Source organism: Aquabacterium sp., assembly GCF_034003525.1.
Lineage (GTDB): Bacteria > Pseudomonadota > Gammaproteobacteria > Burkholderiales > Burkholderiaceae_C > Aquabacterium.
In genome coordinates this window covers 56,552-80,935 of sequence record NZ_JAVEYN010000007.1, presented here as the reverse complement: position 1 = coordinate 80,935, position 24,384 = coordinate 56,552, and the positions used below count along the sequence as shown (strand labels likewise).

The following is a 24,384-nucleotide window of genomic DNA, read 5'->3' as shown; positions in this document are numbered from 1 at the left end:
GCGTGCTGATGAATCCCTGAATCAAAGGAGAACCTGAATGTTCGCTAAGAAGAATCTGATCGCTGTTGCAGCTCTGGCTACCCTGGCTGTGTCGGCTCAAGCTCAATCGAGCGTGACCCTGTACGGTAACTTGGATGTCGCCGTTGCCCACACCAAGAACGAAAACTTCGTTGACGGTTCGGTCACTGGTGTTGAGTCTTCGATCCTGACCGAAAGCTTCTTCGGCCTGAAGGGTCAAGAAGACCTGGGTGGCGGCTTGAAGGCCATCTTCAAGCTGGAAGCCCCCATTGCTGTCGATACCGGCGCCGCTAACTCCAACCTGTTCAGCAAGAACGCCTACGTCGGCTTGGCTGGTGACTTCGGTACCGTGAAGCTGGGTAACCAAGAAAGCCTGTTCAAGACTGCTCAAGCTGCCTACAACCCGTTTGGTACTTCGGTGCTGTCGCCTGTTCAGACTCTGACTGGTGTGGTCGGCACGGTTGGTACTGTTTCGACTCTCGATCTGACCAGCAGCTGGAACAACACCATCGGCTATGAGTCCAGCAACTTCGGTGGCCTGACCTTTGCCGTGCAACACAGCGCCCGTGAAAACAGCACCGGTGCTTACAACGGTGGCGCCACCGCTGCCAGCGTGAACTACAGCGCCGGCGCGCTGGGTCTGTCGGCTGTCTACGGTGACGTTCGCTCTACCACCAATGCTCCTGCTGCTGTTGCCGAGCGCAACCGCACTTGGCTGCTGGGTGCTTCGTACGACTTCGGCGTGGTTAAGGCCTTTGCTCAGTATGGCCAAGACAAGCTCGAGTCGATCGACGACAAGGTCAAGGTTTGGCAAATTGGCGCCATTGTGCCTGTGACCGCTGCTGGTGGCGTGCACGCTTCCTACGGTCAAGCCAAGCTGGATGACACCAAGGCCAAGCAATTCTCGCTGGCTTACCACCACAGCCTGTCCAAGCGCACCAGCGCCTACGCTGGCTTGGCTGTTATCGACGCTGACGCAGACGAGAACCAAACCACTGTGGCCGTTGGTGTCCGTCACGCCTTCTGATCGGTCTCAGGTCGATCTGGCCTGATTCTCTTTGATCACCAAAGCGCCCTTCGGGGCGCTTTTTTTTTCACCTTAGAACGCACCAGATGGGGGATGTTTGTCCGGTTTGCGGTGGCGATGTTGGTGCTTGTGGCAAGAGTGATACATATTGTGCATTGCTGTGGTGCGGGCTGGCTCGTTCTTTGCTTTCTCCTTGGCTGTGAGGCACTTCCCTCTCACAATCGTCTCAAGGGCTGCGTGACAAAACCGTGATGCACCCCGGCTTCATTCCCCATTTCATTGCTAGGAGAACTTGATGTTTGCAAAGAAGACCCTGGTGGCCGCGGCCGCCCTGCTGGCTGTCGCTGGCGCTGCTCAAGCCCAATCCAGCGTCAAGCTGTATGGTTACATCGAAGCTTCGGTGGGCTCGTTCGAAGATTTCTCGGTTGCGTCCTCGGGAACCTTGGTCGGTGCTACCACCAGCCGCGCCACGAAGGTGGAAAGCGGCAACATGATGACCAGTTATATCGGCCTGTCGGGCTCTGAGGATCTGGGTGGTGGCTTGAAGGCCGAATTCGTGCTGGAGAGCTTCCTGGCTGGTGACACGGGCAGCAATGTGACCAACTTGGCTGGTGGCTTCTGGGGGCGTGGCTCGTGGGTGGGTCTGAGCGGCGATTTCGGTCGTGTGGCGCTGGGCCAGTATGACAACGCCTTCTTCACCATGGGCCTGCTGTACAACCCCTTCGGCTCGTCGATGACCTTCTCGCCCTCGATGGTGTCCTACTACAGCTTGGCAGGTTTCCAGGCGGCATCACTGGGCTATGACACTGGTTGGGTGAACTCCATCACCTACGAAACGCCGAATTTCGGTGGCTTCACTGCATCTGTTCAGTTCGCACCCAAAGAAACTTCGGCAGGTGGGGATGCAAAGAACAACTATTCCTTGTCGGCTGCCTACAATGCGGGCCCCTTGAGTGTTATGGGTGTATACACATCGTCGGGCAAAGTGGCTGGCAGTGCATACCTGGCTCGTCAAAAGAACGCAGGTATCGGTGCAAGCTATGACTTCGGCGTTGCCAAGCTGTCTGCGCAGTACTCGCAAATCAAGGATGAAACTGCTGGCGCTGACAGCAAGTCCAAGTTCTTCCAAGTTGGTGCCACGGTTCCTGTCACGGCCAATGGCAATGTGATGGTTTCTTACGGGCAAACCAAGTACGAAGATGGCTTCCTTGGCTTGGCCGATGGCAAGCTGCAGCAGTTCTCGCTGGGCTACGACCACTCGCTGTCCAAGCGCACCGGTGTGTACGCTGCACTCACCACCAAGAAGCTGAAGGACGCTGGTTTGGCTGATGACTCGGCCAACATCTTCGCCGTGGGCCTGCGTCACGCCTTCTAAAGTGCGACCACGCGACCATCTGTCAAGGCGCCTTCGGGCGCCTTTTTCAATGGTGCCGAACGATCGCTATTTAGGTTCCATCTGGGCTCAACTGCACCGCAATGGTTCATTTGGCTGTGATTTCTAGCGCGCTCATCCTGGCATGTTTTCTGCAAATCTGTATACAGTTTGCCGCGGTGGCAGACCTCATTCAGTGCACCAGGAGTCGCCATGTCCCATTCGAAAGTCCTACTTCCCATCATGTTTGCTGCCATGGGGGCATGTGCCTCAGCGCAGGCGCAGTCTTCCTTGCAACTCTATGGCGTGGTGGACATCGCCGCGGGATCGTTTCAGAACAGCGGCGCCGAGGGCAGCGCCGCCAATGCCCGTCTCACCAAGGTTGATGGCAACCAGATGATCACCAGCTTCATCGGCCTCAAAGGGACCGAAGATCTGGGCGGTGGTCTGAAAGCGGGTTTTGTCATCGAATCCTTTCTCCGACCTGACACGGGAGAATCCGGACGTTTTGGCTCGGGCGACCCCTTCTGGTCACGCGCGGCCAATGTCTGGGTGCAGGGCGGACTGGGTCAGCTCACCCTGGGGCGCCAAGGCAGCTTGCTGTTCGTGAACACCTTGCAATTCAATCCTCTGGGCTCGGCCTTTGGTTTGTCCCCGGCCATCCGTCTGACCTTCGGTTCACCTTGGGGCAATGACAAGTCAGACTCGGGCTGGAGCAACGCGCTGACCTACCAGACCCCCAATTTGTCAGGCTTCACCGGAGCTTTGCAGGTGCAGTTTGGTGAGGATGCGAGCAAGAACGAACGCACCAGTTATGCCCTGTCTGCCCGCTATGCCTCCGGTCCCTTTGCCATCGGAGGTGCGTGGCAAACGATGCGCTCTGCCGAGGCGCCCAAGCCCAGTCTCACGGCCGGCCAGGCGCAGAACTTCGGCATGTTGGGCGTGAGCTACGATGCCGGGTTTGCCAAGTTCTTCGGACAGTACGGAGCCTTTGCCAACAAGGGCTTCACCGGCGCCGTCAACATCGACACGCGTCTGTATCAGGTGGGCGCTGCCGTGCCGGTGACAAAGAGCGGGAAGCTGTTGGTGTCCTACGGGCAAAGCAAGGAAGAGGCGGCCAGCGGCTCGACGCCCGCAGATGTGAAGCACAGCATCTTGACCGTGGCCTACGACCATTATCTGTCCAAGCGCACCGACGTGTATGCCGCATTCATGCTCGACGATGAAGACAAGGCGAACTTCAAGAAGGGCTACACCTACACCGTGGGCGTGCGCCACGCCTTCTGATGTACGGTGTGTGAGTGTCCGCCAACGCGGCACTCACACACCAAGCTCAGCGGCCTGATCTCTCAGCGACGCTCGAACTTGAACACCGCCTTGCTGGCCATCAGGTTCGGCCAGCGGGTCACGATCTCACCCTCGTGAACGCCAAACGACTCGAGGATGCGCAGGCCGTTTTGCTCGGCCAGCACCTCGAAGTCGGCAAACGTGGCCACGCGGATGTTGGGCGTGTCGTACCACTGGTAGGGCAGGCTGCGCGTCACGGGCATGCGGCCGCGCAGCACGCTCAGGCGGTGCGGCCAGTGTGCAAAATTGGGGAAGCTGACGATGCCCTGCTTGCCGACGCGGGCGGTTTCGCGCAGCATGTCCACCGTGTTGCGCAGGTGTTGCAGGGTGTCGAGTTGCAGCACCACGTCGAAGCTGTTGTCCTCGAACAGGCTCAGGCCTTCCTCCAGGTTGCGCTGGATGACGTTGACGCCGCGCTGCACGCATTGCATCACCTTGGCATCGTCCAGCTCGATGCCGTAGCCGGTGCACTGGCGCGCGTCGCGCAGGTGCGCCAGCAGGGCGCCATTGCCGCAGCCCAGGTCCAGCACGCGCGAGCCCGGTGGCACCAGTTTCGCGATCACGTCATGCACATCGTGTTGGCTCATGCTCTCTTCCCTCACACCGCCACCTTCAGGGGGTGGCCCTGTGAGGTGATCAATGGCGCCTGCGCTGCCTGCAACTCCTGCGCAATCCGCTCGAAATAAGCGCGCACCACACCGTGGTAACGCGGGTCGTCCAGGAGGAAAGCGTCGTGCCCATGGGGGGCGTCGATCTCGGCGTAGCTCACGTCGTGGCGGTTGTCGACCAGGGCTTTGACGATCTCGCGTGACCGGGCGGGCGAGAAGCGCCAGTCGGTGGTGAAGCTGATGACCAGGAACTTGGCCAGCGCCTGGGCCATGGCGGCGGCCAGATCTCCGCCATGCAGGCGAGCGGGGTCGAAGTAGTCGAGTGCCCGGGTGATCAGCAGGTAGGTGTTGGCATCGAAGTAGTCGCTGAACTTGTCACCCTGGTAGCGCAGGTAGCTTTCCACCTGGAACTCGATGTCCTGCGTGCTGTAGTTGGGCGCATCGCCCAGCGTGCGGCCGACCAGTTCGCGGCCGAACTTCTCTTCCATCACGTCATCTGAGAGGTAGGTGATGTGGCCGATCATGCGCGCCACGCGCAGGCCGCGGCGGGGCACCACGCCATGCGCGTAGAAGTGGCCCTGGTGAAAGTCGGGGTCGGTGACGATGGCCTGGCGCGCCACTTCGTTGAACGCGATGTTCTGGGCCGACAGATTGGGCGCGGTGGCCACGGCCACGCAGTGGCGCACGCGCTGCGGGTGTTGCAGCGTCCAGCTCAGGGCCTGCATGCCCCCCAGGCTGCCACCCAGCACGGCCGCCAGTTGGTTGATGCCGAGTTGGTCCAGCAAGCGGGCCTGGGCATTGACCCAGTCTTCCACCGTCACCACCGGGAAATCCGAGCCATAAGGGCGGCCTGTGTCCGGATTGGTGTGCATGGGACCGGTCGAGCCGAAGCAGGATCCGGGGTTGTTGATGCCGATGACGAAGAACTTGCTGGTGTCCAGCGGCTTGCCGGGGCCGATCAGGTTGTCCCACCAGCCCTCGCTCTTGGGCAGAGGGCGGCCCTGCGCGTCGGCGTGGACGCCGGCGACGTGGTGCGAGGCGTTGAGCGCGTGGCACACCAGCACGGCATTGCTGCGGTCGGCGTTGAGTTGCCCGTAGGTCTCGTAGACCAGGGTGTAGTCTTTGAGCACGGCGCCGCTTTGCAGGGGCAGCGGCGCCTCAAAGTGCATGGAAGCAGGGGTGACGACCCCGAGAGAAGACATGACGCTACGATGTGCAATACAAAGAAAAAACCGGCCGCGCAACTAAGCAGGGGCCGGTGAGCAGCGCCCTCTTTAGCGGAATTTTTTGAGCGCCCGCAATCCGGACAAATCGGCGCTGTGAACCCAAGTGTAGCGCCAAACCGGCGCGCTGGGTGGGTCAGGCCGCCGGCGGCGCCGTGTCGGTGAAGCTGGGGCGCTGCATCAGTTTGCCGTAGAGCTTGTCGAGGTTGGGGTGGGTGCCGCGCCAGTCGATGTCCGCGAAGCGGAAGTCCAGATAGCCCAGGGCGCAACCCACCGAGATGTCGGCCAGGCTGTGATGGTTGCCGGTGCACCAGGGCTTGTCGCCCAACCCCTGGCTGAAGGCCTTCAGGCACTGCTCGATCTTGCTGTGCTGGCGCTCGATCCAGGCAGGGCTGCGTTGCGCGTCAGTGCGGCCCGACCAAGTCTGTTCCATGCGGGCCAGCACGGCGGCATCCAGCAGACCGTCGGCCAGGGCTTCCCAAGTACGCACTTCCACGCGTTCGCGTCCGCCCAGGGGGATGAGCTTGCCCACCGGCGACAGGGTGTCCACGTACTCGACGATCACGCGCGAGTCGAAAATGGCTTCGCCGCCGTCCATGACCAGACAAGGGACCTTGCCCAGCGGGTTGGCCTCGGCAATGCGGGTCTCGGGCGACCACACATCTTCCAGCTCGAACTTGTAGTCGAGCTTCTTCTCGGCCAGCACGATCCGGACCTTGCGGACGAAGGGGCTGGTGAGGGATCCGATCAGTTTCATGGCGAGGCGTGGGGTGGCGTTGAGACGATTTTAGCGGCCTGGCTCGAACCGGGAAGGGGGTAGGGGCTGCCGATGTGGAGGCTGGCCCCCAACAGGGGGAGCAGTGCACCACCGGCGGGAGGCTGGGGGATGCACTTGGCCAAGTGGCTCGCCGCAGTAAAATAACAGGTTGGCCTGCGCAGCACCGCGCAGGCGTGCTGATCCATTTCTCATTCGGACACCGCCATGAACCTGTCTGCCCTCTCCGCCCTGTCGCCGCTGGACGGCCGTTATGCCGCCAAGGTGGCCGCCCTGCGCCCGCTGCTGTCCGAATTTGGCTTGATGCACCGTCGTGTGCAGGTGGAAATCGAGTGGTTCATCGCCCTGTCCGATGCCGGTCTGCCCGAGCTGGCGCCCCTGTCGGAAGCCTCGCGCATGTTCCTGCGCGGCCTGGTGACGCATTTCTCCGAATCTGACGCGCAAGCGATCAAGGACATCGAGAAGACCACCAACCACGACGTCAAGGCCGTGGAGTACTGGATCAAGTCGCGTTTTGCCACGCACCCCGAGCTGGTGAAGGCCGGTGAGTTCGTGCACTTTGCCTGCACCTCGGAAGACATCAACAACACCAGCCACGGCCTGATGCTCAAGGCCGCGCGCGAGCAGGTGATCCTGCCGACCATCGATGCCCTGATCGGCACCATGAGCGGCCTGGCCCACAACCTGGCCGAGATCCCGATGCTGAGCCGCACGCACGGCCAGACCGCTTCGCCCACCACCGTGGGCAAGGAAGTCGCCAACGTGGTGGCCCGCCTGGCCAATGCCCGCGCGCGCATTGCCGACGTCAAGCTGCTGGCCAAGATGAACGGCGCCGTCGGCAACTACAACGCCCACCTGTCGGCCTATCCGGACAAGGACTGGGAAGCCTTCAGCCAGTCGGTCATCGAGCAGCAACTGGGCCTGACCTTCAATCCGTACACCATCCAGATCGAGCCGCACGACTACATGGCCGAGCTGTTCGATGCGGTGACCCGCCTCAACACCATCCTGATCGACTGGTCGCGTGACGTGTGGGGCTACATCAGCCTGGGCTACTTCAAGCAGCGCACCAAGGCGGGCGAAATCGGCTCGTCCACGATGCCGCACAAGGTCAACCCGATCGACTTCGAGAACGCCGAGGGCAACTTTGGCCTGGCCAACGCCGTGCTGACCCACCTGAGCCAGAAGCTGCCCATCAGCCGCTGGCAGCGTGACCTGACCGACTCCACCGTGCTGCGCAACATGGGCGTGGCGCTGGGCTATGCGCTGCTGGGCTATGACAGTCTGGCCCGCGGCCTGGGCAAGCTGGAAGTCAACCCCGAAGCCCTGGCACAAGACCTCGACAGCTCGTGGGAAGTCTTGGCCGAGCCGATCCAGACCGTGATGCGTCGCTATGCGCTGCCCAACCCGTATGAGCGCCTGAAGGAGCTGACCCGCGGCAAGGCCATCACGAAGGAGTCCATCCAGGCCTTCATCGAGACGTTGGAACTGCCCGAGGCCGAGAAGACCCGCCTGATGGCGATGACGCCGGGCAACTACATCGGCAAGGCCGTTGAGCTGGCTCAGCGCATTGGCAAGTAAGGCAAGGGCGCAGCCATGATCTTCACCGAGCAACTGCGTCACGCGCAGCAACAGAACAACTCGCTGCTGTGCGTGGGGCTGGACCCCGAGCCGTCGAAGTTCCCCGGCGACTGGAAGGGCCAGTCGGACCGCATCTATGACTTCTGCGCGGCCATCGTGGATGCGACGAAGGACTTGGTTTGCGCCTTCAAGCCGCAGATCGCCTACTTCGCGGCGCACCGTGCGGAAGACCAGCTGGAGCGGCTGATGGCGCACATGCGCCGTGTCGCTCCGCAGGTGCCGGTGATCCTGGATGCCAAGCGCGGTGACATCGGCTCGACCGCCGACCAGTACGCGCGCGAGGCCTTTGTGCGCTACCAGGCCGACGCCGTGACGCTGTCGCCCTTCATGGGCTTTGACACCATGGAGCCTTTCCTGAAGTACCCGGGCAAGGGCGTGATCCTGCTGTGCCGCACGTCGAACCCAGGCGGTTCGGACCTGCAGAACCTGCGTCTGGCCGATGTGGACGGTCAGCCTCGCGTGTACGAGCACATCGCCAAGCAGGCGCAAGGCCCGTGGAACACCAATGGCCAGATGGGCTTGGTGGTGGGCGCGACCTTCCCGGAAGAGATCGCCCGGGTGCGTGAACTGGCGCCGACGCTGCCCTTGCTGATCCCTGGCGTTGGGGCTCAAGGTGGGGATGCCGTGGCTACGGTCAAGGCCGGCCTGGCCACCGATGCCAGTGGCGCGATCACCGGCACCATCATCGTCAACAGCTCGCGTGCGGTGCTGTATGCCAGCAGCGGGGATGATTTCGCCAGCGCGGCCCGTCGCGTGGCGCTGGAAACGCGTGAGGCGTTGAACGCAGCGCGCTGACCCCACGCGCGGCGCACTCGCTGGACAGCCTTAGGGCGCATGACGCAGCATCGGTGCATGACACCGACTGCGTCGCGCCTGCCCTTGTGGTTCAAGCTGGCCTACACCGCCTTCGTGGCGGTGCTGGTGCCCACCTACTGGCACCACTACGGGCCTGGCAATTTCCTGTACTTCTGCGACCTGGCTTTGCTGCTCACCGGCGTGGCCATCTGGATGGAGTCGGCCGTGCTGGTGTCCGCGTGTGCGGTGGGCATCTTGCTGCCCCAGGTCTTGTGGATGCTGGACTTTCTGTTCACCGGACTCGGCTGGCCGATCACCGGGATGACGGCCTATATGTTCGAGCCCAGCATCCCGTGGTTCACCCGCTTTCTGTCGTTCTTCCAGTTCTGGCAGCCACCGGTGCTGGTCTGGCTGCTGTGGCGCCTGGGCTATGACCCACGGGGGCTGGTGGTGTGGTGGCCGATCGGTTGGGCGGCCATGCTGGCTTCTTATGTGTGGCTGCCGCCACCGCCTGCTCCAGCGGATCAACCGGGCTTGCCGGTGAATGTCAACTTCGTGTTCGGTCTGGATGGGCAGGGGCCGCAGACCTGGATGCCGCCGCATCTGTACCTCGGCGTGCTGATGCTGGCGTTGCCGACGTTGCTCTGGTGGCCTTCGCACTGGCTGTTGAGCCGGATCTCCGCTTTCGCCCGCGCCCCAGTCGGCAGATCGAAAGCACGTTGAGCGCGTTGTGAACGTGTGCTGGGCCGTGAGGCTTCCCGCCGCAACACTGGCGTCGAATGAGCAAGCCGACGTATCATGTTCGGTTGCCTTGGCCGCCGACACCTCGGTGTTGGACGTCTGCGCCGGGGCCATTTTTCTTGCATTGAGTCTCCCATGTCCCGCCCTGATGCCCCCGTCGTGCCCGGCGCCTCTGCCGATGTGGCTCCCTACCTCGCTCACGCGGTGCGATCAGCACCGTTGGCGGAGCGCACGCAGATCCAGATTCGGGGTGCCCGTACCCACAATCTGAAAAACATTGACCTGGATCTGCCGCGTAACCAGCTGGTGGTGATCACCGGTCTGTCAGGGTCGGGTAAGTCCAGTCTGGCGTTCGACACGCTGTATGCCGAAGGCCAGCGCCGTTATGTGGAGAGCCTGAGCGCCTACGCACGTCAGTTCCTGCAACTGATGGACAAGCCTGATGTCGATGTGATCGAAGGCCTGTCGCCCGCGATCAGCATCGAGCAGAAGGCCACCAGCCACAACCCGCGCTCCACCGTGGGCACTGTCACCGAGATCCACGACTACCTGCGGCTGTTGTACGCCCGTGCGGGCACGCCGTTTTGCCCGGAGCATGGCGAGCCGCTTCAGGCTCAAAGCGTGAGCCAGATGGTCGATGCCGTGCTGGCGCTGCCCGAGGAGACCAAGCTCATGATCCTGGCGCCGGTGGTGCGCGACCGCAAGGGCGAGCACGTCGAGCTGTTTGCGCAGATGCAGGCGCAAGGCTATGTGCGCTTTCGCATCAATGGCCAGGTGGTCGAGGCGGCCGACTTGCAGCCGCTGGTCAAGAATGAGAAGCACAACATCGACGTGGTCATCGACCGACTGAAGGTTCGGTCGGACATGACGCAGCGCCTGGCCGAAAGCTTCGAGGCAGCCTTGCGTCTGGCCGAGGGCCGCGCGCTGGCGTTGGAGATGGACAGTGGCGTTACGCACCTGTTCTCGGCCAAGTTTGCCTGCCCTATCTGCAGCTATTCGCTGTCCGAACTGGAGCCGCGGCTGTTCTCCTTCAACTCGCCGCAGGGCGCGTGCCCAACCTGCGACGGTCTGGGCCATGTGATCGCGTTCGATCCGCAGCGCGTGGTGGCCTTCCCGTCGCTGAGCATCGGCAGCGGGGCCGTCAAGGGCTGGGACCGCCGCAACCCTTACACCTATAGCCTGATCGAATCCATCGGTCGGCATTACGACGTCGACATCGAGCAGCCCTTCGAAGAGTTGCCCGCCCACGTGCAGCAGGTGCTGCTGTTCGGCTCGGGCACCGAGGAGATCGAGTTCACCTACGAGGCCGATGGCACCAGTGGCAAGAAGCGCAAGGTCAAGCGCTCGCACCCGTTCGAAGGCATCATCCCCAACTTCGAACGCCGCTTCAAGGAAACCGACTCCAGCGCCGTGCGCGAAGAGTTGGCGCGCTATCAGCAACCCAAGGCCTGCCCCGCCTGTCACGGCACGCGTCTGCGCACCGAGGCGCGTCACGTCAAGCTACTCGATGCGCACACGGGTGACACCAAACCCATCTACGAGATCGCCCACGCGACCCTGGCCGAGGCGCAGCACTACTTCGAGCACCTGCACCTGCAAGGCGCCAAGGCCGAGATCGCGGCCAAGGTGGTCAACGAGATCCGCTCGCGCTTGCGTTTCCTCAATGACGTGGGCCTGAACTACCTCAGTCTGGATCGCAGTGCCGACACTTTGTCAGGCGGTGAGGCGCAGCGCATCCGCTTGGCCAGCCAGATCGGCTCGGGCCTGACGGGCGTGATGTACGTGCTCGATGAGCCCAGTATCGGCCTGCACCAGCGCGACAACGACCGCTTGATCGGCACCTTGCAGCACCTGCGCAACCTGGGCAACAGCGTGCTGGTGGTCGAGCACGACGAGGACATGATCCGCGCCGCCGACCATGTCGTCGACATGGGGCCGGGTGCCGGCGTGCATGGTGGGCGTGTGCTTGCACAGGGCACCCCCGAAGAGGTCCAGGCGAATCCGGAGAGCATCACCGGCCGCTATCTTGCGCGGGCGCTGCGCATCGAGGTCCCCACCCGCCGCCATGCCTTCACCGACGAGACGCCGCGCTTGCGCGTGGTCAATGCGCGCGGGCACAACCTCAAGGGCGTCACGGCCGACTTCCCAGTGGGCCTGCTGACCTGCGTCACCGGGGTGTCGGGTTCGGGCAAGTCCACCTTGGTCAATGACACCCTGTATGCGGCGGTCGCTCGCAAGCTGTACCAGAGCCACCTGGATCCCGAGCCGCATGACGAGATCGAGGGCCTGGAGCTGTTCGACAAGGTCATCAACGTGGACCAGTCCCCGATTGGCCGCACGCCACGCAGCAACCCGGCCACCTACACCGGTCTGTTCACGCCGATCCGCGAGCTGATGGCCGATGTGCCGGCGGCGCGTGAGCGCGGCTATGGTGCAGGCCGCTTCTCGTTCAACGTGGCGGGCGGTCGCTGCGAAGCCTGCCAGGGCGACGGCATGATCAAGGTCGAGATGCACTTCCTGCCGGACGTGTACGTGCCCTGCGATGTGTGCCATGGCAAGCGCTACAACCGCGAAACGCTCGAGATCCAGTACAAGGGCCTCAACATCCACGAGATCCTGAACCTGACCGTGGAAGCCGCGCTGGCCTTCTTCAGCGCCGTGCCCACCATCGCCCGCAAGCTGCAGACGCTGATGGACGTGGGCCTGGGCTACATCCGCCTGGGGCAGGCCGCGACCACGCTGTCAGGTGGTGAAGCGCAGCGCGTCAAGCTGGCGCTGGAGCTGTCCAAGCGCGACACGGGCCGCACGCTCTACATACTGGACGAGCCGACCACCGGCCTGCATTTCTACGACATCGCCTTGCTGCTCAAGGTGCTGCACCAGCTGCGCGACGCGGGCAACACCATCGTCATCATCGAGCACAACCTGGACGTCATCAAGACCGCCGACTGGTTGATCGACATCGGGCCGGAAGGCGGCTCCGGAGGCGGTCAGGTGTTGGTGGCCGGCACCCCCGAGCAGGTGGCCGCGCACGATGGCAGCCATACCGGGCGTTATCTGAAGCCCTTGCTGTGACGACATGAAAACGGGGCCACGCGGGCCCCGTTGTCCTTTACCGCCCATTCAGGCGGGTCATCACGACAGCAATGGTGCCAGTGCACGTTCCGCGTCGGTGACCGACAGGCCGGTGCGCAGCGCCCAGTCTTCCACCTGATCGTGGCCGATCTTGCCCACGTTGAAGTAGGTCGCATCGGGGTGGGCCATGTAGAAACCGCTCACGCTGGCGGCCGGCATCATTGCCAGGCTTTCCGTCAGGTGCATGTGCACGTCCGCGGCGTCGAGCACGCGGAACATCTCGCGCTTGACCGTGTGGTCAGGGCAGGCCGGGTAGCCCGGTGCCGGGCGGATGCCGCGGTACTGCTCCTTGATCAGGGCCGTCTTGTCGAGGGCCTCGTCGGCGGCATAGCCCCAGAACTCGGTGCGCACCCGCTCGTGCATGCGCTCGGCAAAGGCCTCGGCCAGGCGGTCAGCCAGGGCCTTGAGCATGATGGCCGAGTAGTCATCATGGTGGGCCAGGAACTCGGCTTCCTTCTTCTCGATGTTCAGGCCCGCCGTCACGGCGAACATGCCGATGTAATCGGGCTTGGCGTCACGTGGCGCGATGAAGTCGGCCAGCGAGCGGTTCGGGCGCTTGACGCCATCGACCACCGGACGCTCGGTCTGCATGCGCAGCGGGTCCCAGCACATCAGCACCTTGCTGCGCGACTCGTCCTCGTAAATCTCGATGGTGTCATCCTGGACCGACTGCGCCGGGTACAGGCCGATCACGCCATTGGCCGTGAGCCAGCGGCCCTCGACGATCTTCTTGAGCATGGCCTGCGCGTCGGCGTAGACCTTGCGGGCTTCCTCGCCCACCACGGCATCGTCCAGGATGGCAGGGAAGGGGCCGGCCAGATCCCAGGTCTGGAAAAACGGACCCCAGTCGATGTAGGCGGCCAGCTCACCCAGGTCGTAGTTCTTGAACACGCGCCGGCCGATGAACTTCGGCACCGTGGGCGTGTAGGTGGCAAAGTCCACCTCGGCCTTGTTGGCGCGGGCCTCGGCCAGCTTCACCAGCGGCGTGGCCTTCTTGTTGGCATGCAACTGGCGCACATGTTCGTAGTCGGCGTTCAGCTCGGCGATGTAGGCCTGCTGGCGCTCGGGACTGAGCAGATCGGAGCACACGCCCACCGCCCGCGAGGCATCGGGCACGTACACCACGGGGCCCGAGTAGTTGGGCGCAATTTTCACGGCCGTGTGCACGCGCGAGCAGGTCGCCCCGCCGATCAGCAGAGGGATCTGGCGCGAGCGGAAGTACTCGTCGCGCTCCATCTCGGCGGCCACGTACTGCATCTCTTCCAGCGAAGGCGTGATCAGGCCGGACAGGCCCACGATGTCGGCGCCCACTTCCTTGGCCTTGGCGAGGATGTCCTTGCACGGGACCATCACGCCCATGTTGACCACCTCGAAGTTGTTGCACTGCAGGACCACAGTGACGATGTTCTTGCCGATGTCGTGCACATCGCCCTTCACGGTGGCGATCACGATCTTGCCCTTGGCCTTCACATCGCCGCCGGCCAGCTCCAGCTGGCGCTTCTCTTCCTCGATGTAAGGCACCAGGTGGGCCACGGCCTGCTTCATCACGCGGGCCGACTTCACCACCTGCGGCAGGAACATCTTGCCCGCGCCGAACAGGTCGCCCACGGTGTTCATGCCGGCCATCAAGGGGCCTTCGATCACGTGCAGCGGGCGCCCGCCCTTGGCCTTGATCTGCTGGTAGCACTCTTCGGTGTCGACCGTGATGAAGTCGGTGATGCCATGCACCAGGGCGTGGCTCAGACGGCTTTCCACCGTGGCCGGGTGCTCGGCCGTGCCGCGCCAGGCCAGCTTGGCGCTGTCGTCTTTGGCGGCGCCCTTGACCTGTTCGGCAATGCCCAGCAGACGCTCGGTCGGCGTCAGCGAGGTGTCTTCGCCGTCCTTGAACACCGGCTGACGGTTCAGCACCACGTCTTCGACCAGCTCGCGCAGCTGGGCGTCGAGGTCGTCGTACACGCCGACCATGCCGGCGTTGACGATGCCCATGTCCATGCCCGCCTGGATCGCGTGGTACAGGAACACGGTGTGGATGGCCTCGCGCACCGGCTCGTTGCCGCGGAAGCTGAACGACACGTTCGACACGCCGCCCGACACCTTGGCGCCCGGCAGGTTCTGCTTGATCCAGCGGGTGGCGTTGATGAAGTCGACCGCGTAGTTGTCGTGCTCTTCGATGCCGGTGGCAATCGCGAAGATGTTCGGATCGAAAACGATGTCCTCGGGCGGGAAGCCCACCTCGTCCACGAGGATGCGGTAAGCGCGCTCGCAGATCTCGATCTTGCGCTGGTAAGTGTCGGCCTGACCTTGCTCGTCAAAGGCCATCACCACGGCGGCCGCGCCATAGCGCTTGATCAGCTTGGCGTGGTGCAGGAAACTCTCGACGCCTTCCTTGAGCGAGATCGAGTTGACGATGCCCTTGCCCTGGATGCACTTGAGCCCCGCCTCGATCACCTCCCACTTGGAGGAGTCGATCATGATGGGCACGCGTGCGATTTCCGGCTCGCCCGCGATCAGGTTCAGGAAGCGCACCATGGCGGCCTTGCTGTCGAGCATGGCCTCGTCCATGTTGATGTCGATGACCTGGGCGCCGTTTTCCACCTGCTGGCGCGCCACCGACAGGGCGTCTTCAAAGCGGCCCTCCAGGATCATGCGCGCAAAGGCCTTCGAGCCCGTCACGTTGGTGCGTTCGCCCACGTTGACGAACAGCGAGCCCTCGCCGATGTTCACCGGCTCCAGACCGGACAGGCGCATGGGCGGCACGGCGGCGGCGTGGGGCAGGGCGGTGTCGCCAGACGGCGAGGCGGAAGGGGGGCGGGCGGACTCGGTCATAACCCTCCATTTTAGAGGGCGGGCCAGGGCAATGTCTGGCCCATGCCGCGTCTGGCCCACAAAAGGAAAGGGCACCGCGCTTGTGACGCGATGCCCAGAGGCGCTGTCGAGGCGACTTGATCAAGCCGCCCGCAGCGATTGCCTTAACTTGTGATGCGGTGCCGGATCAGGCCTTCAGCAAGGCGTACAACTCGTCCTTGAGGACGACGCGCAGCTTCTTCTTGGTTTCCAGCTCGGCATCCGAGCCATGTTCCACGCCGGTTTCCAGGCGAACCACGGCCTTGTCGACCTCTTCGTAGTCGCGGTGCAGGCGCGCGAAGTGGGCGTTGCTGGTCTTCAGGGTGTGGATCTTGTCCTTGAACTCAGGAAAGTCGCGGCCCAGCGGGTGGTTGTCGAGGTCTTGTCCCATGGTGTCTCCTGTCGAAGGTCGTTGAAGTGGAGGAAGAACGGGTCTTCCGTTGAAGGTATCTTCTGCCTGATTTCAGCTTGCAGATTTGCGGCAAATCAAGTTTGAGTGGGTGGCGAGGCGATCTGCTGCAAAAACGTCTCGTGGATGTCGAACGAGCTTTCTGCGCCCACCTGATGCCGATGCGCCTTCAGCCACTGGTCGGCGGCCTGGTGCCCCAGGCGGTGCAGCTCCTGCAGGAACGCCCAGTCGGTGTTGAACTTGCTCGACGCGTTGAAGGCGCCCATGCCGCCGTCATCGGCCACCATGTGCATGTGCAGCCGCTTGTACTGTCCGCGGTCCAGCTTGTGCTCGTCGATCAGGCGTTTGACGAAGGCGATGGCCCGCATCTCGCTCACAAGGCTGGCGTTGAAGGTGATCTCGCTGAGTCGGTCGATGATGTCGATGCTGCGCGTCGGGTTGTCCAGGCGCTGCAGCGGCGTCAGGCGCACCAGCAGGATGTCGATGCCGGTGGTCTCGTAGATCAAAGGATAGAGCGCCGGGTTGCCGGTGTAGCCACCGTCCCAGTAGGGCTCGCCGTCGATCTCGACCGCCTGGAACACGAACGGCAGGCAGGCCGAGGCCAGCAGCGCATTGATCGACAGCGACTGGGCCGTGAACACCCGTGCCTGTCCGGTCTGCACCGAGGTGGCCGTGACGAACAGCGGGATGCCGCACTGCGCGCAGCCCTGGTGCAGCGCGGCGGCGTCCACGTGGCGTTGCAGCACGGCCTCGAGCGGGTTCAGGTTGAGCGGGTTGAACTCATAGGGGCTGAACGAGCGCATGAACAGGTTCAGCCACTGGTAGGCCGGAAACTGGTCGAAGTTGAACTCGGTTTTCAGCAGCCCATTGGCCTGGATGTTCAAGGGCGAAAACAGCGGGCCGTGGCGGCTCACGTCGCGCCAGAACTCGCGCAGGGACTTCTGCGCTTCCTGTCGGGCGGCCGCGTCGCCGCCTTCGAGGTAGCCCCTCACATAGCCCGTCAGCAGGACCGCGCCATTGAGCGCGCCCGCGCTCGTGCCCGAGATGCCTCCGAAATCGAGCCCGTCGGCCTCGAGCAGGCGGTCCAGGACACCCCAGGTGAAGGCGCCATGCGAGCCGCCGCCTTGCAAGGCCAGGTTGACGCGCGGCCGTGTGCCAGGCTGCGCCGTGCCACCGCTTCGGGCGCGCCGGGGGCGTCGGTGCGCCTGATGGTCTTCTTCCAGCCGCTGCGTGCTGGCCTGGTCCTTGGGCGTGCGCTTGGAACTCATGGAACCAGTCTAGCGGCAAATGCTGCGTTGCAATATGCGCGTGGCGCCACCCCAATCGGAGGGGCGAAAATTATTTGCGAAAGTACTGTATGAATGTCCAGCTTTTGCCATAATGCACCCAAGCCAATCACTGAACCTTCCGGAGACCTCGCATGGACGCCAACGCCAAATCTGCCCTCAGCACCGAAAAAGCCAAAGCCTTGCAGGCCGCCTTGGCCCAGATCGAGAAGCAGTTCGGCAAGGGCTCCATCATGCGCCTGGGCGAGGGCGAAGTGGTCGAAGACATCCAGGTGGTGTCCACCGGCTCGCTGGGCCTGGACATCGCCTTGGGCGTCGGCGGCCTGCCGCGCGGTCGCGTGGTCGAGATCTACGGCCCCGAGTCATCCGGCAAGACCACGCTGACCCTGCAGGTCGTGGCCGAGATGCAGAAGCAAGGCGGCGTCTGCGCCTTCATCGACGCCGAACATGCGCTGGACGCCCAGTACGCCCAGAAGCTCGGCGTCAACCTGCAAGACCTGCTGATCTCGCAGCCTGACACCGGCGAGCAGGCCCTTGAAATCGTCGATGCGCTCGTGCGCTCCGGCTCGGTCGACCTGATCGTGGTGGACTCGGTGGCCGCGCTCACCCCCAAGGCCGAACTCGAAGGCGAGATGGGCGATGCCTTGCCCGGCTTGCAGGCGCGCCTGATGAGCCAGGCCTTGCGCAAGCTCACGGCCACCATCAAGAAGACCAACTGCATGGTCATCTTCATCAACCAGATCCGCATGAAGATCGGCGTGATGTTCGGCAGTCCCGAAACCACCACGGGCGGTAACGCCTTGAAGTTCTACGCTTCCGTGCGCCTCGACATCCGTCGCATCGGCTCCATCAAGAAGGGCGACGAGATCATCGGCAACGAAACCAAGGTCAAGGTTGTCAAGAACAAGGTTTCGCCGCCGTTCAAGACGGCCGAGTTCGACATCCTGTACGGCGAGGGCATCAGCCGCGAGGGCGAAATCATCGACCTGGGCGTGACCGCCAAGATCGTGGACAAGTCGGGCTCCTGGTATGCCTACAACGGCGAAAAGATCGGCCAGGGCAAGGACAACGCCCGCGAGTTCCTGCGCGAGAACGCCGACCTGGCCCGCGAGATCGAGAACAAGATTCGCGACTCGCTGGGTGTGGCGCTCTTGCCTGCCGCTGTGGCCGGTGGCAAGGCCGACACGGTGGAAGATGACGAGGTCTGATCCTCCGGACACCGGCCCCCGGGTCTCCCGCCGCCCGACCTTGTCGCTCAAGGGGCGGGCGCTGAAATGCCTGGCCGCGCGGGAGCACTCCCGCGTCGAGCTGACCCGCAAGCTCGCCCCCCATGCCGAGTCGCCAGAGCAGGTGGCCCAGGTGCTCGACGAGCTGGAGCAAAAGGGCTGGCTGTCAGCCCAGCGCTTTGCCGACTCCATGCTGCACCGCAAGGCCGCGCGCTACGGGGCGGCCCGCCTGAAGGCCGAACTGGCCCAGCATCAACTCCCGTCCGAGGTGGCCCACGCCGCCACCCAGAGCCTGCGCGACACCGAGTTCGAGCGCGCCCATGCCCTGTGGCTGCGTCGCTTTGGCGAGCCGGCACAGTCGCCAGAAGACAAGGCGCGCCAGATGCGCTTCCTGCTCAACCGCGGGTTCGCCTCGGATGTTGTGCGCCGCGTCATTCGGGGCGACGGCTTGTTGACAGGCGAGTGAAATCCGCCGAAATTAGGTGGAAACCCCAGACCACGCCCCCCTCTGTTCATGGGGGCGCCGATGTATGCTGAGCGGTGAACCGCGCGAGACCTGACAGACGTTCGCGTGTACCCGCCTCCGCCCGATCGGATGAGGCGGGTTTGCCATGTTCGACAAGAACGCAACACCTGACTGCGAGAACCCCATGAAGATTCATGAATACCAAGGCAAAGAGATCCTGAGCCGATTTGGCGTGCCGGTCCCAAGAGGTATCCCGGCTTTTTCCGTTGACGAAGCTGTCGCGGCAGCTGAAAAGCTGGGCGGCCCGGTCTGGGTGGTCAAGGCCCAGATCCACGCCGGTGGTCGCGGCAAGGGTGGTGGCGTGAAGGTGGCCAAGTCCATCGACGACGTGCGTCGCCTGTCCAGCGAAATCCTGGGCATGCAGCTCAAGACCCACCAGACTGGCCCGGAAGGCCAGAAGGTCAACCGTCTGTACATCGAAGACGGCGCTGACATCCAGAAGGAATACTACGTGTCGGTCGTGACCGACCGTGCCACCCAGAAGGTGGCGTTCATTGCCTCCAGCGAAGGCGGCATGGACATCGAAGAAGTGGCGCACAGCACGCCCGAGAAGATCATCACGGTCTACATCGACCCGCTGGCAGGTCTGACCGACGCGCAAGCCCAGGAGATCGCCGACGGCATCGGCATGCCGGCCGACTCGCAAGCTCAAGCCAAGGACATCTTCAAGAAGCTGTACCAGTGCTACATGGAAACCGACGCGTCGCTGGTTGAAATCAACCCGCTGAACCGCGACGGCAAGGGCAACGTCATCGCCCTCGACGCCAAGTTCAACTTCGACGCCAACGCCCTGTTCCGCCACCCCGAAATCGTGGCGCTGCGCGACCTGGACGAAGAAGATCCCGCTGAAATTGAAGCCTCCAAGTTCGACCTGGCCTACATCCAGCTCGACGGCAACATCGGCTGCTTGGTCAACGGCGCCGGTCTGGCCATGTCCACCATGGACACCATCAAGCTGTTCGGTGGCGAGCCCGCCAACTTCCTGGACGTCGGCGGTGGCGCCACGGCCGAGAAGGTCACCGAAGCGTTCAAGATCATGCTGAAGAACCCCGATGTCAAGGGCATCCTGGTGAACATCTTCGGCGGCATCATGAAGTGCGACACCATCGCTGACGGCGTCATCACCGCCTGCAAGGCCGTGAACCTGAACGTGCCGCTGGTGGTCCGCATGAAGGGCACCAACGAAGACCTGGGCAAGAAGATGCTGGCGGACTCCGGTCTGCCCATCATCGCCGCCGATTCGATGGCCGAAGCCGCGACCAAGATCGTCGCCGCTGTCGCCTGAGCCCAGAACACAAGGACTTCGTCATGAGCATTTACATCAATAAAGACACCAAGGTCATCACCCAAGGCATCACGGGCAAGACCGGTCAATTCCACACTCTGGGCTGCCAGGCTTACGCCAACGGCAAGAACGCCTTTGTCGCGGGTGTGAACCCCAAGAAGGCCGGCGAGAAGTTCTCCGACATCCCCATCTACGCCTCCGTCAAGGAAGCCGCCCAGCAAACCGGCGCCACCGTGTCGGTGATCTACGTGCCGCCCGCTGGCGCCGCTGACGCGATCTGGGAAGCTGTCGAGGCCGATCTGGACATGGTCATCGCCATCACCGAAGGCATCCCTGTGCGCGACATGCTGATGGTACGCAACAAGATGAAGGCCAAGGAAGCTGCGGGTGGCAAGAAGACCCTGCTGCTGGGCCCCAACTGCCCCGGCCTGATCACGCCCGACGAGATCAAGATCGGCATCATGCCCGGTCACATCCACCGCAAGGGCCGCATCGGCGTCGTCTCCCGTTCGGGCACGCTGACCTATGAAGCCGTGGCACAGTTGACCGAACTGGGCCTGGGTCAATCCAGCGCCGTCGGCATCGGTGGCGACCCCATCAACGGTCTGAAGCACATCGACGTGATGAAGGCCTTCAACGACGACCCCGACACCGACGCCGTCATCATGATCGGTGAAATCGGTGGTCCGGACGAGGCCGAAGCCGCCTACTGGTGCAAAGACAACATGAAGAAGCCCATCGTTGGCTTCATCGCCGGTGTCACCGCCCCTCCGGGTAAGCGCATGGGCCACGCCGGCGCGCTGATCTCGGGTGGTGCCGACACGGCCGATGCCAAGCTCGCCATCATGGAAGAGTGCGGCTTCACCATCACGCGCAACCCGTCGGAAATGGGCAAGCTGCTCAAGGGCCTGCTCTGATCTGAGTTCGCTTTTCTTGCCGACAGGCCCCCATCAGCCCCTACACTCAGGGGCTGATTTTTTTTGAGCATGATGGAATCCTTGCTGACACCCGAATTCTGGCTGGCGGTTGGCCAGATTGTCATGATCGACATCCTCCTGGGGGGGGACAACGCCGTGGTGATCGCCCTGGCGTGCCGCAACCTGCCGCCCGAGCTGCGCCGACGCGGCATTCTCTGGGGGACGGCCGGCGCCATCGTGCTGCGCGTGGTGCTGATCTTCTTTGCCATGTCCCTGCTCGCGCTGCCCTACCTGAAACTGGTGGGTGCGGCCCTGCTGCTGTGGATTGGTGTGAAGCTGTTGGTGCCCGAAGAAGAAGGGCATGGCAACCTGCAGGCCAGCGACAAGCTGCTGGGGGCCATCAAGACCATCATCATGGCCGACTTCATCATGAGTGTGGACAACGTCATCGGCATCGCCGGTGCGGCGCAGACCAGTGGGCATGACGGTCATCACATGCCCTTGGTGATCTTCGGCCTGCTGGTCAGCATCCCCATCATCGTGTGGGGCAGCAGTGTCGTGCTCAAGATGATGGACCGCTTTCCCATCATCATCACGGCCGGCGGCATGTTGCTGGGCTGGATTGCCGGCACCCTGGCGGTGAGCGATCCGGCCACCTTGCATCTGATGCCGGCGAGCCCCGCCGTGCACTACGGTGCGGGCGTCGTGGGTGCTTTGCTGGTGCTGACGCTGGGCAGCCTGCTGGCCCGCCGCGCAGCAGCGGGCGAAACCTGATTCACAAGGCTGAACGATGTCGCTTCTGGACGGTTTGGTCGTTTTCACGGCGCTGCTGCTCGGCATCGGCCTGTGGTTGTGGCGGCAACTGCGCGCGCGCGAGCAACGGCCTACCCATCGGCTGACGCGCCCCAGCGCCCACGATTCCTCCGCCTTTGTCGACACTGCGCCGCTGGACGATCGCCCTGGCTCGCCAGCACGGGCCCTCGACGACGCCGATGACGGCCCGGCCACGGTCATGTCCTACATGGACGTGCCCACCAACACGCGCCCCCAGTCCGAGTTCTCGGCCTCGAACTTGTCGTCGCTGTTCCCAGAAGACATCGAGCCCGACACCGGACCGTCGACCTTGCCGCCCGCGCTCAAGCCCACGCAGGATGGCAACGACCTGTTGCGCATCCGCCAGGCGCTGCGCGATCTGGATGCGGGCGCGCTGGACCTTGCTTGGGACGCCCTGCGTGGCTTTGTGCCCGAGCCCGGGCACCGCGACATCGCACTGGAGACCATGGACCGCGTGGCCCAGGCCTTCGAGCGGGCGTCACGTTACGAGCAGGCGCGCGACGTGTACGAACACATGGTCGACATCGAGCCTGAGCGCCACCACCTCAAACCGCGCCTGATGCGCGCCCGGGGCTTGGCCCAGGCCGCCACCGCACAGCGTTGGGGCACGGTGCCCACACCGATCTCGCCCCTGGCGCCGCAGACCGAGCGCAAGCAGTTGGGCAAGTATGTGGTCGAAAAGGAAATCGGCCGGGGTGCGATGGGTGCGGTCTACCTGGGCTATGACCCGGTGAGCGACCGCAAGGTGGCCCTCAAGACCATGTCCCTGAGCCAGGAGTTCAGTGGTGCCGACCTGGCCGACGCCCGGGCGCGCTTCCTGCGCGAGGCCGAGATGTCCGGCCGCCTGCAGCATCCCGACGTGGTCAGCATCATCGACGCGGGCGAAGCCGATGGGCTGGCCTACATCGCGATGGAGTTGGTCGAGGGCATCGACCTGAGTCCGTACACCTTGCCCGGCCGTCTGCTGCCCGTGCGCCAGGTGCTGCTGACCATCGCCCGTGTGGCCGAGGCCCTGGCCTACGCCCACGAACGCGGCGTGACCCACCGTGACATCAAGCCCGCCAACATCATGATCGACCCAGCGGCCGACCGTGTGAAGGTGATGGACTTTGGCGTGGCCCGCGTGGCCGATGCCGCCCGCACCCGCACCGGCGTGGTGTTGGGCACGCCCACTTTCATGTCTCCCGAGCAGCTCTCGGGCCAGGTCATCGACGGACGCAGCGACCTGTACTCACTGGGCGTGACCCTGTTCCAACTGCTCACCGGCCAGTTGCCCTACCGCAACGACTCGATGGCCACCTTGATGCGCGCCATTGCACGCGAGAAGGTGCCCAATGTGTGCGACCTGCGGCCCGAGTTGCCGCCCGCGCTGGGCGACATCGTGGCCCTGGCGCTCGAAAAGCATCCCAACACCCGCTACGCGAATGGCCGGCAGATGGCCGACGACCTGCGGGCTGTGGCCGTTCGGCTCACCCCCCCAGTTCTCGCCTGAGCGAGCTCTGTCTGATCACCAAAACACAGCGACAATCAGTCCATGAACTTCGAGTTCTATAGTCAAACCGATACAGGGCGGGTGCGGACCAACAACGAAGATTCGGTCGCCCTGGACGAAAGCTGTGCTGTCGCCGTGCTGGCCGACGGCATGGGCGGCTACGCCGCAGGCGAAGTGGCCAGCGGCATGGCCTGCGACTTCATCAAGGCCGAACTGGGACGCTGGCTGCACGAGGCCTCGGCCGCCGCCAGCGACGCCGACGTCAAGCGGGCCATGGACATCTGTGTCGACAACGCCAACCAGGCGATCTTCAGTGCGGCCAACTCCAACCCCACCTATGCCGGCATGGGCACGACCTTGGTGCTGGGCGTGTTTCGGCCGGGCCGTCTGCTGATGGGACACATTGGCGATTCACGCGGCTACCGCTGGCGCAACGGGGTGTTGCAGCAGATCACCAAAGACCATTCGTTACTGCAAGAGCAAATTGACGCTGGCATGCTGACTCCCGAACAGGCGCAGTACGCCGCCAACAAGAACCTCGTCACCCGCGCACTGGGCGTGGAAGACATGGTGCTGCTGGAAACCCATCAGCACGACGTGGCGTCGGGCGACGTGTACCTGATGTGCTCCGATGGGCTGTCCGACATGTTGCGCGATGCCCAGATTGCCGAGATCATGGCCGCACACCCGAGTTTGTCCGACATGGGGGAAGCCCTTGTCGCCGCCGCGAACGAAGCGGGGGGGCGGGATAATATTGCCGTGGTGCTGGCCCGGGCCTCGGGCACGAACGAACCGTCGGCCACCAAGTCGTGGTGGCCGTTCAAGCGCCTGGGTGGGCATGCTTGATTGTCATTGACTGATCCAAACGATAGATCCAAACCCG

At 63.5% G+C, this 24,384-nt stretch carries 20 protein-coding genes and 1 riboswitch; of the genes, 14 read left to right on the top strand and 6 right to left on the bottom strand.

Going from position 1 to position 24,384, the window contains the following annotated elements; all coding sequences use genetic code 11:
* Positions 1-37 precede the first annotated feature (37 nt).
* From RBT42_RS06160 to RBT42_RS06150, 3 genes are all read left to right on the top strand, one after another.
* Positions 38-1,045, top strand: a complete 1,008-nt coding sequence (locus RBT42_RS06160) for a porin (RefSeq protein WP_320363164.1) — start codon at positions 38-40, stop codon at positions 1,043-1,045.
* A 295-nt stretch (positions 1,046-1,340) separates the two neighbouring features.
* Positions 1,341-2,420 (top strand): porin, encoded by a 1,080-nt coding sequence (locus RBT42_RS06155; RefSeq protein WP_320363162.1) that lies wholly within the window; start codon positions 1,341-1,343, stop codon positions 2,418-2,420.
* A gap of 210 nt (positions 2,421-2,630) precedes the next feature.
* Positions 2,631-3,704 (top strand): porin, encoded by a 1,074-nt coding sequence (locus RBT42_RS06150; protein ID WP_320363160.1) that lies wholly within the window; start codon positions 2,631-2,633, stop codon positions 3,702-3,704.
* A 62-nt stretch (positions 3,705-3,766) separates the two neighbouring features.
* Here the strand turns inward: RBT42_RS06150 and metW are convergent, their stop codons facing one another.
* The 3 genes from metW to RBT42_RS06135 all read right to left on the bottom strand — a co-directional run bounded on the left by metW (position 3,767) and on the right by RBT42_RS06135 (position 6,352).
* Positions 3,767-4,351, bottom strand: coding sequence for a methionine biosynthesis protein MetW (metW, locus tag RBT42_RS06145; RefSeq protein WP_320363158.1), 585 nt, complete (start codon positions 4,349-4,351; stop codon positions 3,767-3,769).
* An 11-nt stretch (positions 4,352-4,362) separates the two neighbouring features.
* Positions 4,363-5,574 carry a homoserine O-succinyltransferase MetX gene (metX, locus tag RBT42_RS06140; RefSeq protein WP_320363156.1) on the bottom strand — a complete coding sequence of 404 codons (1,212 nt, stop codon included), beginning with the start codon at positions 5,572-5,574 and terminating at the stop codon, positions 4,363-4,365.
* A 51-nt stretch (positions 5,575-5,625) separates the two neighbouring features.
* A riboswitch (SAM riboswitch) is annotated at positions 5,626-5,700 on the bottom strand.
* Positions 5,701-5,731: 31 nt separating this feature from the next.
* Positions 5,732-6,352, bottom strand: a complete 621-nt coding sequence (locus RBT42_RS06135) for a glutathione S-transferase N-terminal domain-containing protein (RefSeq protein ID WP_320363154.1) — start codon at positions 6,350-6,352, stop codon at positions 5,732-5,734.
* A 225-nt stretch (positions 6,353-6,577) separates the two neighbouring features.
* Here RBT42_RS06135 and purB point away from each other — a divergent pair, with 225 nt between their 5' ends.
* From purB to uvrA, 4 genes are all read left to right on the top strand, one after another.
* A complete protein-coding gene (gene purB / locus RBT42_RS06130) occupies positions 6,578-7,951 on the top strand; it encodes an adenylosuccinate lyase (protein ID WP_320363152.1) in 1,374 nt (457 codons plus the stop codon).
* A gap of 15 nt (positions 7,952-7,966) precedes the next feature.
* Entirely contained in the window at positions 7,967-8,806 is an 840-nt protein-coding gene (gene pyrF / locus RBT42_RS06125; protein ID WP_320363150.1) for an orotidine-5'-phosphate decarboxylase, read from the top strand.
* 57 nt (positions 8,807-8,863) lie between these two features.
* Positions 8,864-9,529, top strand: a complete 666-nt coding sequence (locus RBT42_RS06120) for a hypothetical protein (protein ID WP_320363148.1) — start codon at positions 8,864-8,866, stop codon at positions 9,527-9,529.
* Between the two features lie 153 nt (positions 9,530-9,682).
* Positions 9,683-12,622, top strand: a complete 2,940-nt coding sequence (gene uvrA, locus RBT42_RS06115) for an excinuclease ABC subunit UvrA (protein WP_320363146.1) — start codon at positions 9,683-9,685, stop codon at positions 12,620-12,622.
* A gap of 60 nt (positions 12,623-12,682) precedes the next feature.
* On the opposite strand, the gene metH is transcribed toward uvrA, so the two are convergent.
* The 3 genes from metH to RBT42_RS06100 form a co-directional block, all read right to left on the bottom strand.
* The gene (metH, locus tag RBT42_RS06110) at positions 12,683-15,430 is read right to left on the bottom strand and encodes a methionine synthase (protein ID WP_320363299.1); all 2,748 of its coding nucleotides are present in this window, start codon (positions 15,428-15,430) and stop codon (positions 12,683-12,685) included.
* A 244-nt stretch (positions 15,431-15,674) separates the two neighbouring features.
* Positions 15,675-15,917, bottom strand: coding sequence for a YdcH family protein (locus RBT42_RS06105; protein ID WP_320363144.1), 243 nt, complete (start codon positions 15,915-15,917; stop codon positions 15,675-15,677).
* Positions 15,918-16,012: 95 nt separating this feature from the next.
* The gene (locus tag RBT42_RS06100; RefSeq protein WP_320363142.1) at positions 16,013-17,203 is read right to left on the bottom strand and encodes a patatin-like phospholipase family protein; all 1,191 of its coding nucleotides are present in this window, start codon (positions 17,201-17,203) and stop codon (positions 16,013-16,015) included.
* Between the two features lie 152 nt (positions 17,204-17,355).
* On the opposite strand from RBT42_RS06100, the gene recA reads away from it, so the two are divergent.
* From recA to RBT42_RS06065, 7 genes are all read left to right on the top strand, one after another.
* Positions 17,356-18,429 carry a recombinase RecA gene (recA, locus tag RBT42_RS06095; RefSeq protein ID WP_320363140.1) on the top strand — a complete coding sequence of 358 codons (1,074 nt, stop codon included), beginning with the start codon at positions 17,356-17,358 and terminating at the stop codon, positions 18,427-18,429.
* The gene (gene recX, locus RBT42_RS06090) at positions 18,416-18,913 is read left to right on the top strand and encodes a recombination regulator RecX (RefSeq protein ID WP_320363138.1); all 498 of its coding nucleotides are present in this window, start codon (positions 18,416-18,418) and stop codon (positions 18,911-18,913) included. Before recA ends, recX begins: the two co-directional genes overlap by 14 nt.
* A gap of 184 nt (positions 18,914-19,097) precedes the next feature.
* The gene (sucC, locus tag RBT42_RS06085; protein ID WP_320363136.1) at positions 19,098-20,258 is read left to right on the top strand and encodes an ADP-forming succinate--CoA ligase subunit beta; all 1,161 of its coding nucleotides are present in this window, start codon (positions 19,098-19,100) and stop codon (positions 20,256-20,258) included.
* Between the two features lie 23 nt (positions 20,259-20,281).
* Positions 20,282-21,175, top strand: a complete 894-nt coding sequence (gene sucD, locus RBT42_RS06080; RefSeq protein ID WP_320363134.1) for a succinate--CoA ligase subunit alpha — start codon at positions 20,282-20,284, stop codon at positions 21,173-21,175.
* 72 nt (positions 21,176-21,247) lie between these two features.
* A complete protein-coding gene (locus tag RBT42_RS06075; protein WP_320363297.1) occupies positions 21,248-21,949 on the top strand; it encodes a TerC family protein in 702 nt (233 codons plus the stop codon).
* Positions 21,950-21,965: 16 nt separating this feature from the next.
* Entirely contained in the window at positions 21,966-23,501 is a 1,536-nt protein-coding gene (locus tag RBT42_RS06070; RefSeq protein WP_320363132.1) for a serine/threonine-protein kinase, read from the top strand.
* Positions 23,502-23,543: 42 nt separating this feature from the next.
* A complete protein-coding gene (locus RBT42_RS06065; RefSeq protein WP_320363130.1) occupies positions 23,544-24,347 on the top strand; it encodes a Stp1/IreP family PP2C-type Ser/Thr phosphatase in 804 nt (267 codons plus the stop codon).
* Positions 24,348-24,384: the final 37 nt, after the last annotated feature.